Origin of the sequence: Cupriavidus sp. H18C2, assembly GCF_049393795.1 — a bacterium.
Classification (GTDB): domain Bacteria; phylum Pseudomonadota; class Gammaproteobacteria; order Burkholderiales; family Burkholderiaceae; genus Cupriavidus; species Cupriavidus pauculus_C.
This window is the reverse complement of record NZ_CP186010.1, coordinates 1,704,388-1,718,304: the sequence shown is the minus strand read 5'-3', so window position 1 is coordinate 1,718,304 and position 13,917 is coordinate 1,704,388. Positions and strand designations below refer to the sequence as shown.

Genomic DNA, 13,917 nt, shown 5'->3' with positions numbered 1-13,917 from the left:
GATGGAGCAGAGACTGATATCCATTAGGCGCCCCGCATGACTGAAGAATTCCCTCAGAACGTTGTCTGCAACGCTTCATTTAATAGCTGGACAACGTATGCTTCGACCGCTTTGTGCCCGGTGAGGGCCTAGCTAGAGCGACGGCTGAGTTCCGTCCGTAGCGACAAAACGTAGTTTGGCTCACCAACTATTGGGGCGGCGCCGTACTTTCGCGAACTACAAGGTCAGGCTCGAACTCGGTCTGAATGCGTTTGGACCCGCCTTCAATCTGATCAACCAGGTTACGAGAAGTAAGTTCGCCAATCAGAACGGGATTCGAGTGTACGGTCGTGAGTGCGGGCGTCATCAGTTCCGCCATCTGCCAGTCGCCGAAGCCTGTAACTGAGATGTCGCTCGGAACCGATAGTCCCAATGTGCGGCACTCCGCGATCGCTGCCACAGCAACGAAGTCATTGATGCATATCAGGGCAGTCGGCTGTTCCTGATGCGGCAGCGAGTCATTACGCTCGAGACAGGTCCGAACCGCTTGCCGGACGGCAGATGCTTCGTACGGTGTCGGGAGAATGCGGTCGTCGGGTATCGAAATGCCGTTCTCACTGAGGACGTCTTGGATGCCCAGAAGTCGTTGAGAGGAGAGAAATTGAGTCTCTAGTGGCCCTGGGAGGACGGCAAACTTTCGATGTCCCTGTTTGACCAAATAGCTCGTCAACCTGCGCATCGCCAAGCGATTGTCATATCCCACCGTGGGATGCATACCCTCACGATCGACGGCCCACATTAGGACATACGGAATGGCATGCTTGTGGATTAGCGAGAAGACGTCAGGGTGATGCTGTGACCCGATAATGGCGATTCCGTCGACTCTGCGCTCCAAAAGCGCGCGCGCGCAGCGTAGTTCTGTCTCACTGTCGTCCCGGTGGCACGTCAATAAAACGGTGTATCCGAGCCGATCGAGCTGCGCCTCTAAGGTATCGACCGCTTTCGCGTAAAGCTCGTTCATCAGTGTCGGCGCAATGATGCCGACCGATCGCGTGCGCCCTTGACGCAGGTCCCGAGCCGAGGAAGACGGGACGTAGTTGAGGCTTGCGATGGCGTTCTGCACGCGCTCCAGCGTGTCAGGTCGCAGCCGATCCGGCGATGTCAGTGCACGGGAGACTGTTGCCGAGGAAACGCCGGCGAGGAGGGCGACTTGCTTGACATTCACCATATCGGATCAGCGGTTATCTTCAGCCTGGGATATCGGCCGACTGCCGTCATTGTAACGACCTTGGTAGTCCACAGGCAGTTTCCGTCGTCGGGGGGTATCCCGACGACGGACCGGCATTCCCGGTGAGGGCTAGTCGAGCCGGACCTTTGCTGAATCAGCCACGCGCTTCCATTTCGTAACTTCGGTGCGCAGAAACGCATCGAATGCTTCCGGGGTGCCGCCTGCGATCTGCGCGCCTTGAGCCATCAGCTTGTCGCGGACCTCCGGATCCTGAAGGGCTTTGTTGAACTGGCTGTTCATCTTAGCAACGATGGCTGGTGAGGTCCCGGTCGGCACCATAAATCCACCCCAAGAAACGGCTTCGTATCCGCTTATCCCGAGCGCTTCATCTACCGTCGGCACATCGGGCAGTGCCGGCAATCGAGTCTTGCTCGTGACCGCAAGAGCCCTGAGTTTTCCACTCTTGACATGTGGCATTCCAGCAAGCGCGGTGGGAAGGGCAACATTGATCTGCTGACCGAGCACGTCTGTGAGCGAAGGCGCGTCTCCCTTATAGGGAACGTGGTTCATCTTGACGCCAGCCATGGTACTAAGGAGTTCCCCGGCCAGATGGCTGCCCGAACCGTTGCCTGCAGATCCAAAGGTAATCTGTCCTGGCTTGGCCTTTGCTAATGAGACCAGTTGGCGCAGGTCCTTCACCGGCGAATTTGCTGCCGTGACGATAATGAGCGGCACCTTTGTCACCAAGACAACTGGCGTAAAGTCTTTCAGCGTGTCATAAGGAAGTCTCCCGTATACGGCCGGGTTGATGGCATTCGGCCCAAGGTTGGCCATCAGCACGGTGTAGCCGTCAGGCTGCGCCTTCGCAACGGCTTCATTAGCGATGATGCCGTTTGCGCCAGGCCGGTTCTCCACAACAACAGACTCTCCCCATGCCTGGCTAAGCTTAGCGCTTAGGAGCCTGGCGGTCACGTCTGAGGCGCCGCCAGGGGGATATGGAAGAACGACCCGAATCGGCTGGACCGGCCATTCCTTAGCGTGGGCGGCGGCCAGACCGATGGTCAGTGTCACTCCGCAAACGGCTAATGCCCCCGCAATTCGTAGCAATCGATGCATGTCTGTCTCCTTTGAACGTGATCTTTATGGTGATCACTGTGGTCGGGCGGATTACACGTCAGATCGTCCCATCGCGGCGCATTGCCTCAATTTGCTCCACAGACTTCCCGAGCTCATTTTTCAGGATGGTTTCAGTGTGTTCGCCCAGCGCTGGGGGCGCGCGAAGGTAGTCGATACTGCTGCGAGAGAACTTGATAGGGTTCGCAACCTGGGGCGCGCTTGCACCGCTGCTGTGGGGCAAAGAGAAAACCATTTCACGCGCCCGGATATGGGGATCCTCCAGTGCTTCTGGAATGCTCTGGATCGGGCCACAAGGTACGCCGACCGATTCCAGCAGTTTGAGCCACGTGTCTCTCTCTTCTTCTTCAAAGCGAGCCGAGAGCACCTCCACAAGACTTTCACGGTTCTTTAGACGATCCGCATTGCGTCGATAGCGGTCATCATCCGGAAGATTGATTAAACCCAGCGCTTCGCACATGGCTCGGAACTGCCGGTCATTACCGACTGCTACGATCAGAGAGCCATCGCTTGCAGGGAATGACTGATAAGGTGCGAGATTGGGGTGCGCGTTGCCCCAACGACGCGGGTGGCTCCCGCCCACCAAATAGTTCGAGGCCTGGTTTGCCAGCCACGCCACCTGCGTATCCAGCAGGCTCATATCGATGTACTGCCCGCGGCCACTGCCGACTCGCTCAAATAGCGCGCTGACAATTGCAACGCTTGCATACATGCCAGTCATCAAGTCCGATATGGGCACCCCGCATTTTTGCGGGCCGCCACCGGGGACGCCGTCGCGCTCGCCTGTGATGCTCATCAGCCCGCCCATGGCTTGCACCACGAAATCGTATCCAGCCCGCTTGCGGTATGGGCCCGTCTGCCCGAAGCCGGTGATGGAGCAGTAGACGAGCCGAGGATTGATCTCACTCAGGGTCTTGAAGTCCAACCCGTAACGTTGCATATCGCCGAACTTGTAGTTCTCAACGAAGACGTCGCAATCTTTGACTAGCTCGTGCAGCAAATCCTGACCGACCTTGCTGCTGACATCCAGAGTGATCGAACGCTTCCCGCGATTGGCGCAAAGGAAGTACGCCGACTCTTCCGTCGTCGTGCCATCCTCACGAGTAAGGAACGGCGGGCCCCAAGCTCGCGTGTCATCGCCGGTGCCGGGACGCTCAACCTTCATCACGTCAGCGCCCAGGTCGGACAATAGTTGCGTGCTCCAGGGTCCAGCAAGGATCCGGCTCAAGTCTAGGACCTTGATACCTGCAAGGGGGCCTGCCATATCTCCTACTCCTCTTTTTTGAGTTTCTAACTAATTAGCTCGGGTCGAACAGCACGCCAGGGTTCAAGACCTGGTGCGGATCAAAGGCCTGCTTGGCGGCCTTTAGCGCGGTGCAGAACAGCTCCGGCCGTTCCTTGTCGTACCAAGGGCGATGGTCCCGACCAAGCGCATGGTGGTGGGTCACCGTACCGCCTGCGTCCACCATGGCTTGCTCTCCAATGCGTTTGATCGCTTGGAACTGCTCGGGCAATCGAGCCTTATCGCCATAGGCAAACCACGTGAAATATGGCGCAGGGCCATCAGGGTAGAGGTGGGTAAAGCGGCAAGTCACCGAACCCGGGCGGCCGGTAACTTCGCGAATGGCCCGATGCGTTTCTGCCTTGACGTGCGCGTGAAGAGCGGCGAACTTGTCCCACGTGCACGCGGTTTCCATGGTCTCGCGCATGACGCCGCGAGCAATGGCGTACTCGCGCAGGTATGGGCCGCGCAGGAACTTGTTTCGCCAGCTCGATGTCGCAGCGTCCGCACCACCTTGGTTTCCGCTGACCGGATCATCGTCCCATTCGCCGCCGCACTCCGCGCAAATTTCCAGTGCTCGCTTCAGGCGTGCCTCGACCGGGTGGTCGGCGGACTCGAATCCCAGCACGAGAATGTCATAGCTGCCGTCGCTCGAACCCGTGTACAAGGCTTCTTCGCGTTCCACAAGGCGGGCATTGGCAGGGTTCAGTCCAGATTGAGACAGTACCCGTGTGGCCTCGACAGCGCGCGCATAGTCACGGAAACGTACGGTCACCTGCTTGCGGAAGACCGGCCGGCGGTGAAGCTTGACCCACGCCTCGGTAATGATGCCCAGTGCGCCTTCGGAGCCGAGGAAAAGTCGATCCGGATTGGGTCCCGAACCCGATACCGGGAAACGTCGGGATTCAATGGCACCCTGGGGCGTTACCACTCGCATGCTCTCGACGTGGTCGTCGATCTGAGTGAACGCGGTCGCAAAGTGGCCTGCTGCTCGCGTTGCGATCCAACCCCCCAGTGACGAGAACTCCCACGCTTGCAGGAAGAATCGCATGGTCAGGCCGGTGGGCTTGAGCTGTCGTTCCAGCTCCGGGCCAAGGACGCCCGCTTGAATGCGCGCGGCCTGCGATGTTTGGTCTACCTCCAGCACTTTGTTGAAGTGCTTCATGTCGATGGACACCACGCCACGGTAACGATCGTGCTCGGGCGGATTCACGCCGGCCACGACGCTGGTGCCGCCGCCGTACGGAACTGCAGCAACGTTCTGGCGCCCGCACCAGTCGAACAGGTCCACGATGTCCTGCTCAGTGCGCGGGTAGGCGATGACGTCCGGCGGGTTGGAAAATTCCCGGCGCATTGCGCGCGCAACATCCATGGTGCCCGCGCCGTAGGTGTGATACAGGCGGTCGTAATGATCGCTTGTGCAGATTTCGCGAAGCGACGCGGGCAGCTGTACGCGAGGTTTGCGCAGCGAAATTTCTTCGGGCGTCGGAAAAGGTGTCGCTTCGAAGTGCTCGACACCCAGCAAGCGTGTCCACGCTGCCTCGAACTCCCGGATTTCGTCCGGCGTGACGGTGTCACCCTCATAGCCCCACCCGTAAAACTTACGACGACGTTCCTGCATTGTTGCCTCCTGTGTGATGTGGTAATCGATTACATACGTTACGGTAACCTGCATCAGAGACTGTAAATAACCAATGCCAGTACGGTGATGAGGCGAAAACAGCACTGCGTGCAATCGATTACATAAGTTTAGATTGGTGCGGCATAATGTCAAGCAGTTAACGCAGTCGCGGCCATGGGTTGGAGCAGGAGTCGACGAAGAGATCGGATCGCTAAGAGACCTTCCCGCGGCGAGGTCACTGTGGGTTGGAGAGCGACTTACTTGGTGGTCTTCCCTTGCAGGGCGTCACGTACGTCCTTGCCTGAGGACCCAGTGAGTCGATCCTGAGCAAGCAATCTGGGGGCGCTTGCTCGTTGCAGCGTTGGCATGGTGCTCGAGCGACAGAGCAGCAAGAAGTGTGGCCGCTCCCTAGGCCTCAAGCGATGACATGCGGCATATCCGCCCTGGGTAGCCCACCAAACGGAGAGAAGATATGGCCCTGCAACACATCCCGCCCATTCAATGTCTTGTCACCTTCGAGACGGTTGCAAGGCTTCGGAGCGCCACACGTGCCGCCGACGAGTTGTGTGTAACAACCAGCGCCGTGAGTCATCGAATCCGCCAGCTTGAATCTCACCTCGGTGTTGAACTCTTCGGGCGGAGTGACTTCACGCTTTCTGCACATGGTGCAGCGTACCTGGCGAATGTCCGAAGCGGCCTCGCTGCGCTACAGCAGATGCCGGTCAAAAATGGAAAAGCCTCTTCCACGCGACTGCGGGTCGCGGTGACCCCAACTTTCTCCAGGCAGTTCCTGATGCCCAAACTGGAACTGTTCCGCAACAAGTATCCGGACATCGACCTTATCTTGCAGGTCTCCATCCCATTCCTGGACGTCACAGCCGAGCCATCCGATTTGGAAATCCGGTACGGCGCCGGCGGATATGCGGACGTCGATCATCGCGTCGTTCTCTCGGAGGAGGTGGCGCCGGCTTGCAGCCCTACCTATCTCAACGAGTTCGGCCCCTTCGAAGGCTTCGAAATGGCGGGTGAAATCGACCAGGCGCGTCTGATACGTAGCCCGCTTGAGCCTTGGACGACATGGTTCTCCTCATGTGGATTGACGAGAACGGAGCCGCATGTGGGCGCTCAATTCAACGATCTAGGGCTTCTCTATGACGCAGCCGCGTGCGGGTTCGGCGTGGCACTAGTGAGGACCCGTATGGCGCAGTCATGGCTAGAGGGGGGGGCGACTCATCCGCATATCGGATCGATCCGTGCCTTCACCGATGGCGCACTACTTATGCTGGGAACCTGGGGCCCTGGAGAGATGGGAGTGCGCCGCCTTTATGGAGTGGCTCACCGACTCGCTAAGTTGAGCGGCCCAAACACGGCAATCAAGTTTTCTGCAACTCAACCGCAAATAACTCTCAACCTGCTATATCGCGTGATTGTCTACAGTCAAGTCATGGCGTCTCGTCGACGCCTTTGACAGAAGTGTATTAGAACCTCCCCACACAATGCATCGCATTCATCGCTCAACGTTTGAGCCTCAGCGCCCGGAAGCAACGCTCCGCCTTGGAGCTGCAGCATCCGTCCAGGCTGATTGCGCGGTTCGCCGGCTCGCTACGGTCGCGCCGTCGCTCCGCACTGATTATCCAATAGACCGGCACAGCACGACGCAGCTTCATCGCACCAGGAGGGCAAAGTCATGAATGCGACGCGTGACGGCTGGTTGGCACATCCTACTGACGCTGAGCGGAGGGAAGCCCGGCGTGCGGAAGTGGTTTCCGCGCTAGAAGGCGTGCTGCCTAGGGACCTTATCCTGTCGCAGCGCGAGGACACCCAGCCATTTGAATGCGATGGCCTTACGGCCTATCGGGCGCAGCCGCTCGTCGTGGTGCTTCCCGAAACAGAAGAGCAGGTTGTTGCCATTCTGCGAACGTGCAAGACGCTCGGTGCGCCCGTCGTGGCTCGGGGCGCAGGCACGGGATTGTCAGGCGGTGCGCTCCCACATGAGATGGGCGTGCTCCTTTCGCTCGCTCGTTTTAACCGGATCGTCAGGGTAGATCCTGTGAGTTGTACCGCAGTGGTCCAATGCGGTGTACGCAACGCCGCAATCAGTGAGGCAGCCGCTACGTATGGGCTGTACTACGCCCCCGATCCGTCCAGCCAGATTGCCTGCACGATCGGTGGAAACGTGGCCGAGAATTCCGGAGGCGTCCATTGCCTCAAGTACGGACTCACGTTGCAGAACGTAATGAAAGTACGGGGATACACCATTCAGGGCGAGGCGATAGAGTTTGGATCGGAAGCCCTTGATGTCCCTGGGCTCGATTTGCTCGGCGTCGTTGTAGGCAGTGAAGGGATGCTCGCAGTGACATTGGAAGTCACCGTCAAGTTAATTCCTAAGCCAGAACTTGCGCGATGCATCGTTGCAAGCTTCGACACCGTCGAAGCCGCTGGTGACGCCGTAGCCAACGTCATCGCGGCCGGCATCATCCCAGCCGGCCTGGAACTGATGGACAAGCCGATGACCGCCGCCGTAGAGGACTTCGTGCATGCTGGCTATGACCTGGACGCGGCCGCAATCCTATTGTGCGAGAGTGATGGGACGGCGTTGGAGGTCGAGGACGAGATTGTGAAGATGAATGCCGTCCTCACCGCCAGCGGGGCCACTCGTCTTGAAGCAAGTCAGGACGAGGCGCAGCGTCTTCGTTTCTGGAGCGGGCGAAAGAATGCATTTCCCGCGACGGGGCGCATGAGCCCGGATTACCTGTGCATGGATTCCACGATTCCTCGCAAGAGTCTCGCTGCGATCCTTCGAGCAATCAGCGAGATGGAGGTGCGCTATGGGCTTCGCTGCGTGAACGTGTTCCACGCCGGCGACGGGAATCTACATCCGCTGATCCTTTTCGACGCCAACAATCCCGAAGAACTGCACCAGGCGGAGCAATTCGGCGCAGAGATTCTGGAAACAAGCGTCACGCTTGGCGGGACGGTGACCGGAGAGCACGGTGTGGGCGTGGAGAAGCTGAACTCAATGTGCGTTCAGTTCTCAGGCGCAGAGCGAGAACAAATGTTTGCGCTGAAACGTGCATTCGATCCGCAATCGCTCTTGAATCCTGGGAAGGTAATTCCGACGCTGCATCGATGTGCCGAATATGGTCGCATGACTGTTCGGCGTGGGATGCTGCCGCATCCAGAAATCCCGAGGTTCTAGAATGACGACGATCCCCACGGAAGTGTCTCATCTGATTGAGACAGTCCTGCATGCAAGAAAAACGAAGACCTCTCTCAACATCGTTGGCGGCGGTACGAAATGCTTCTACGGTGAAGAGCCGTCGGGTGAACCGTGTGATGTCCGGCGCCTCAGCGGAATTTGCAGCTATGAACCGTCTGAGCTGGTTGTCACCGCTCGTGCAGGCACACCGCTAGAAGAACTTGAGGCCGTGCTGGCCGAGCACAATCAGTACCTTGCCTTTGAGCCGCCACGCTTTGCTAAAGGAAGTACTGTCGGAGGAGCGGTCGCGGCAGGTCTGAGCGGGCCAGCACGCGTCGGGGTAGGGTCCATTCGGGACTTCGTTCTCGGCGCGACCATGATTAACGGCAAAGGCGAGCTTCTGACATTCGGCGGGCAAGTGATGAAGAACGTTGCCGGTTATGACGTTTCGCGTCTCCTGGCGGGCTCAATGGGAATACTCGGTGTTATCTGTGAGGTCTCGCTGAAGGTTCTGCCCATTCATTCATCGAGGATCACCCTGTTCATTGAACGCGACGAAGCAGGGGCGTTGTCTCTCTTAAACGGGCTGACTCGGCAAGCATTGCCAGTCAATGCGAGTGCCTGGCACGACGGAAAGCTGTTCCTCCGACTGAGTGGTGCAGCCTCTGCTGTCACGGAAGCCAGAAAGCGTTTGGGCGGGACTGAGCTGGAACCAGACGAAGCGTTGTCCTGGTGGGATGCCGTCCGCGACCACCGCCACGACTTCTTTTCACAGAGCGACGCGCCTCTCTGGCGTGTTTCCGTTCCGGCAGTCTCCCAACCCTTCTTGGCCGCGAATCAGCTTATTGAATGGGGTGGTGCATTGAGATGGCTATACACCGACGATCCCATCGAGGACGTTCGGGAAATGGCGTCATCGCTTGGTGGTCACGCCACGCTGTTCAGGGATCCGCATCATAGGAGCGGCGTGTTCACGCCACCGAGCGATGCGCTCTTCGAGATTCATCGCAATCTCAAGCAAGCGTTTGATCCCGATGGCATCTTCAATGTTGGTCGACTCTACCCCGGCCTGTAAGGGGCTCCATATGCAGACAAAACTAAGTCATGAGTTTGCCAACACTCCAGAAGGGGCGGAGGCCGAAGAGATTCTGCGCAAGTGCGTGCATTGCGGCTTTTGTACGGCAACGTGTCCGACTTACCTGCTTCTGGGCGATGAACGTAACGGACCCCGGGGACGCATCTACTTGATGAAGCAGTTGCTTGAGGGGGAAGAGGTCACAGCAAGCACCCAACAGAATCTAGACCGCTGCTTGACGTGCCGGAACTGTGAAAGCACCTGTCCCAGCGGTGTCGAGTACGGCAAGCTAGTTCACATTGGGCGGAAGCTAGTCGATGAGCGAATTCCTCGTCCGCCAAAAGACCGCGCGGTGCGTTGGCTGCTGCGTGAGGGGCTAACTTCGCCATTGTTCTTGCCGGCCATGAAGATTGGCCGAATGGTTCGGCCGCTACTTCCTTCCAAGCTCGCCAACAAGCTTACGCCGAGCAGACCTGCGGGTCAGCGCCCAACGCGCCGCCACGCCAGGAAAGTGCTCATGCTCGAAGGTTGTGTGCAGCCGGCGATGATGCCGAACATCAATTCTGCGACCGCGCGGGTACTCGATGCAGCCGACTTTCAGGTTGTAAGTGTTCCTCGAGCCGGTTGCTGTGGCGCGATCCGGCTGCACACCGGAGATCACAAGGGCGGCCTCGATGATATGCGCAGAAACATCGACGCCTGGTGGCCGGCGATTTCCAGCGGTGAAGTCGAGGCAATTGTCATGAACGCGTCCGGCTGCGGCGCGACCGTGAAGGACTACGCCGACTTGCTAAAGCATGACGCGGAGTACGCCGAGAAGGCAGCTCGGGTTAGCGAGTTGACCCGCGACCTGAGCGAATTGCTTCCTGAACTTCTGCCAAGACTGCGCGGCAAAGTCAAAGCGTGCGACAAGCCGGCCTTGGCGTTCCATCCGCCGTGCACGCTGCAACACGGCCAGAAGCTGCGGGGAGTGGTGGAGGAGCATCTGGGACAGTTGGGCTTTTCCGTTCATCGTGCCAGCGTGGAGAGTCACCTTTGTTGCGGCTCAGCCGGCACCTACTCCGTTCTGCAGCCCGAAATTTCACTCCAGCTCAGAGACCGCAAGATCGAGCATCTGAGCGAGAAGCAACCTGACTGCATCGTGTCCGCGAACATCGGTTGCATCCAGCATTTGCAAAGTGGAACGCCCACGCCAGTAAAGCACTGGATCGAGGTACTGGATGATGCAATCGAGCCGGCAGTCCAACCAGAGGAACAAGTATTTATCTAGCGGCAGGGCAAGAAACGGCGTCGAAGTCGGCACGGGCTGCGAGAGCGGCCCATGCAGTAGTGTTTCGCCTCCTGCAAGTAACGCGGTCGGCGAAAAGTTAGTCACATCAAGATAAGAGGAGCATTTTGTGGCGATCTATCGAATTGGAGAGAAAGAACCGACAATTCATCCGAGCTCGTATGTATCCGAGCATGCGGTAATCATCGGCGACGTGGAAATCGCCGAAGACGTGTCCATCTGGCCCGGCGCTGTGATCCGCGGCGACAATGAAAAGATCACGATTAGGCGAGGCGTGAACGTCCAGGAGGGGGCTGTGTTGCACACCGATCCTGGCTTTCCCGTCGAGGTAGGCGAGATGGTCTCCATTGGACACCAGGCGATGCTTCACGGTTGCAAGGTCGGAGCACGTAGTCTGGTCGGCATTCAGGCTGTGATCCTGAATGGATCCGAACTCGGACAACAATGCCTCGTGGGGGCCGGATCCTTGATCGGCGAGCGCAAGAACTTCCCGGCAGGAGGCTTGGTCATGGGCACACCTGCAAAGCAGGTACGTGAACTAACGGAGGAAGTCAAAGCTGCGATCGAGAAGAACGCTGACGACTACATTAACAAGGCGAAGACGTACAAGAAGGACCTGGTCAAGCTGAGTTAGCAAGCTCCGCGCGTCGGCGGATCAAGCGTCGACGCCTTGAGACGAGAGCGCCAGCCAGCGCCTCGTCTCGTCATCCCTCTCCATCAAGATTGGTGCTCCGGCCATCGCGAACGAACGCGACAAGGCCCGGCCTTGAGTTGCTACCCGGCCACAGGCACAGAACCCCTTCACGCGCCGCCGCTGTCTGCGTGGTCGCTACCCTCACCAGTCGGACCATATCGACTCGGTGCCTCCAGGTACTTCGCGCGATCATTCTTCACTGAATCGTTATATCATCTGCTCAGTGATTGCCCCCTTTTTGTAGACATGACAGAACCTACGGTTGAAATGCTTGCGGACGAACTTAGACCCCGCTTGATGCGGATCGTTGTAGCGCTGCGGCGGGAAATGAGAGCGGCGCACGTGCCCCCCGCGCAGAGCGCTGTTCTTAGTGCATTGCTCGTAAGAGGGCCGATGCGAGTTAGCGATCTGGCCAGGAATGAAGGCGTCAGATTGCCTACGATGACGCAGATTGTCGGGCGGATGGTCGACGCCGAGTTAATCGCGCGCTCCGCACCCGTCGGCTCGTACAACAACATGATTCAGATTACTGATGAAGGCCGGGCTGTGGCCGGCAAATTGGCCGCACAGCGGACGGCGGCACTGGGCAAGCGCATGGAGGGATTGACGCCCGAGGAGTTGCAGACGGTGATCGCGATGTTCCCCATCATCGATAAGATGTTCAAAAGAGAACCGTGGCTGGACCACGAGTAATACCAACGAAATCTTCCTGGAAGACGACACGATTCGAGAAGGCTTATCGCTAGCCGGCCGCGCTTGCGCTGCAACTGCGGAGCCATGCAGGGAGTTGTCAGAGTCGCCGAGAGCAACCGCATCGCCCAATATGGGGCGCACTGCCGCGACCTATACGCTAATAAAAAAGGCGCCTAACACTCACTTAGGCGCCAAAACCTGACTGGGAACGTAGCTTCGGGGGAAAGGGCGACGTATCGCCCTTTGCGGCCCCCGATCTACACTTGAGTTACAAATTTCGTGACGAGATAGCCGTCGAACGTCTCGGTCCCACCCTCACTCCCGATACCGCTATCTTTAATGCCTCCAAACGGTGTTTCGGCGAGAGCGCTTCCAAAGTGGTTGATGTTGACCATGCCGGCCTCAAGGCGGGTAGAGACAGCATGCGCTGTCTTCGCTGACTCGGTAAACACGTAAGACGACAGGCCGTAAGTCAGTTTGTTCGCCCGTGCCAGCACCTCATCCAGATCGTCGAACGTTACAACCGGGGCGACAGGGCCGAATGGCTCGCAAGTCATGAGCATGGAGTCGTCTGAAATGTCTATAACGACGCTGGGCGCGAAGAAATGTCCTGTGTCGCTGCACCTGGTCCCTCCCACGACAACCTTTCCGCCGCGCGCTTTGGAGTCGGCAATCAACCCTTCCATTGCAGCAACACGGCGTTGGTTTGCGAGCGGTCCCATCTGTGTCGAGCTGTCTATACCGTTGCCGACCCGCACTGCGCCAATGACGTCCGTAAAACGCCTGAGGAACCTATCGTAAGCCCCGCGCTGGACGAAGAAGCGGGAGGGCGAGACGCATACCTGACCAGCGTTTCGCAGCTTGTAGTTTGCAAGCATCTCGGCGGCGGTATCGACATCCGCATCGTCGAAGACGATTGCAGGGGAGTGACCACCAAGCTCCATAGTGATTCGCTTCATATGGGATCCTGCTAGAGCTGCTAGTTGTTTGCCAACAGCAGTGGACCCCGTAAAGGAGATCTTCTGGACCAGCGGAGATGCAATGAGGTGTGCTGACACCTCCGCCGGGACGCCAAATACAATGTTTAAGCAACCAGGAGGAAGGCCCGCATCATGGAACAGTTGAGCGATCGCCAGCACGGCACTCGGTGTCTCTTCTGGTCCCTTCAGAATGATCGTACAGCCTGCGCCAAGCGCGGCAGAGATTTTCCGGATCGCCTGATTGAAGGGAAAATTCCAAGGGGTGAAGGCTGCGCAGACTCCGACCGGCTGACGTAGCACGAGCTGGCGGACGTTAGGGTTGCGGCTGGGGATCACGCGGCCGTAGATCCGCCGAGCCTCTTCTGCATGCCAGTCCGCATGCTCTGCACAAACCGTTACTTCGCCCACGGCTTCGTGCAGAGGCTTCCCCTGGTCAATGGTCATGTTGCGGCCGATTTCCGGCGCCCTTTGACGGGCGAGCTCCGCAACTTTACGCAAGATTGCACTGCGTTCCAAAGGCGATGAGTCGCGCCACGTCAGGAAAGCTCGATGAGCCGCCTCGACGGCGGTGTCGAGGTCCTCGCGGGTGGCGAGCGGCAGTCGCCCAACGACCTCCTCCGTCGCAGGATTGACTACGTCCTGGTGTCGCCGGCCTTCAATGCCGAGAAATTCGCCATTGATGTAAAGGGATAATTCTGGATACACAGCGTGTACTCCAATGACTAAGAGGTTAGCTACGAAATT

The 13,917-nt window shown here is 58.3% G+C and carries 10 protein-coding genes and 1 pseudogene; 6 read left to right on the top strand and 5 right to left on the bottom strand.

Translation table 11 applies throughout. The features are described from left to right. Positions 1-187: 187 nt before the first annotated feature. The 4 genes from EPAKOI_RS07845 to EPAKOI_RS07830 all read right to left on the bottom strand — a co-directional run bounded on the left by EPAKOI_RS07845 (position 188) and on the right by EPAKOI_RS07830 (position 5,244). Positions 188-1,207 (bottom strand): LacI family DNA-binding transcriptional regulator, encoded by a 1,020-nt coding sequence (locus tag EPAKOI_RS07845; RefSeq protein ID WP_043355348.1) that lies wholly within the window; start codon positions 1,205-1,207, stop codon positions 188-190. A gap of 129 nt (positions 1,208-1,336) precedes the next feature. Continuing rightward, positions 1,337-2,323 (bottom strand): Bug family tripartite tricarboxylate transporter substrate binding protein, encoded by a 987-nt coding sequence (locus EPAKOI_RS07840; RefSeq protein WP_043355346.1) that lies wholly within the window; start codon positions 2,321-2,323, stop codon positions 1,337-1,339. 58 nt (positions 2,324-2,381) lie between these two features. Beyond that, positions 2,382-3,605 carry a CaiB/BaiF CoA transferase family protein gene (locus tag EPAKOI_RS07835; RefSeq protein WP_043355344.1) on the bottom strand — a complete coding sequence of 408 codons (1,224 nt, stop codon included), beginning with the start codon at positions 3,603-3,605 and terminating at the stop codon, positions 2,382-2,384. 34 nt (positions 3,606-3,639) lie between these two features. Then, positions 3,640-5,244 (bottom strand): FAD-binding oxidoreductase, encoded by a 1,605-nt coding sequence (locus EPAKOI_RS07830; protein ID WP_043355342.1) that lies wholly within the window; start codon positions 5,242-5,244, stop codon positions 3,640-3,642. 472 nt (positions 5,245-5,716) lie between these two features. On the opposite strand from EPAKOI_RS07830, the pseudogene EPAKOI_RS07825 reads away from it, so the two are divergent. The 6 genes and pseudogenes from EPAKOI_RS07825 (at position 5,717) to EPAKOI_RS07800 (ending at position 12,193) form a co-directional block, all read left to right on the top strand. Beyond that, positions 5,717-6,599: pseudogene (locus EPAKOI_RS07825) on the top strand (LysR substrate-binding domain-containing protein). Positions 6,600-6,931: 332 nt separating this feature from the next. Next, the gene (locus tag EPAKOI_RS07820; RefSeq protein ID WP_043355338.1) at positions 6,932-8,443 is read left to right on the top strand and encodes an FAD-linked oxidase C-terminal domain-containing protein; all 1,512 of its coding nucleotides are present in this window, start codon (positions 6,932-6,934) and stop codon (positions 8,441-8,443) included. A gap of 1 nt (position 8,444) precedes the next feature. Beyond that, positions 8,445-9,518 (top strand): glycolate oxidase subunit GlcE, encoded by a 1,074-nt coding sequence (glcE, locus tag EPAKOI_RS07815; RefSeq protein WP_043355335.1) that lies wholly within the window; start codon positions 8,445-8,447, stop codon positions 9,516-9,518. Positions 9,519-9,528: 10 nt separating this feature from the next. Next, positions 9,529-10,788: a glycolate oxidase subunit GlcF gene (gene glcF / locus EPAKOI_RS07810; RefSeq protein ID WP_043358198.1), complete on the top strand. Its 1,260-nt coding sequence runs from the start codon at positions 9,529-9,531 to the stop codon at positions 10,786-10,788. A gap of 127 nt (positions 10,789-10,915) precedes the next feature. Then, on the top strand, positions 10,916-11,440 hold the full coding sequence (locus tag EPAKOI_RS07805) for a gamma carbonic anhydrase family protein (RefSeq protein ID WP_043355330.1): 525 nt from the start codon (positions 10,916-10,918) through the stop codon (positions 11,438-11,440). 306 nt (positions 11,441-11,746) lie between these two features. After that, positions 11,747-12,193, top strand: a complete 447-nt coding sequence (locus tag EPAKOI_RS07800; protein WP_081050314.1) for a MarR family winged helix-turn-helix transcriptional regulator — start codon at positions 11,747-11,749, stop codon at positions 12,191-12,193. 257 nt (positions 12,194-12,450) lie between these two features. Here EPAKOI_RS07800 and EPAKOI_RS07795 read toward each other — a convergent pair whose 3' ends face one another. After that, positions 12,451-13,878, bottom strand: a complete 1,428-nt coding sequence (locus tag EPAKOI_RS07795; RefSeq protein WP_043355329.1) for an NAD-dependent succinate-semialdehyde dehydrogenase — start codon at positions 13,876-13,878, stop codon at positions 12,451-12,453. Positions 13,879-13,917: the final 39 nt, after the last annotated feature.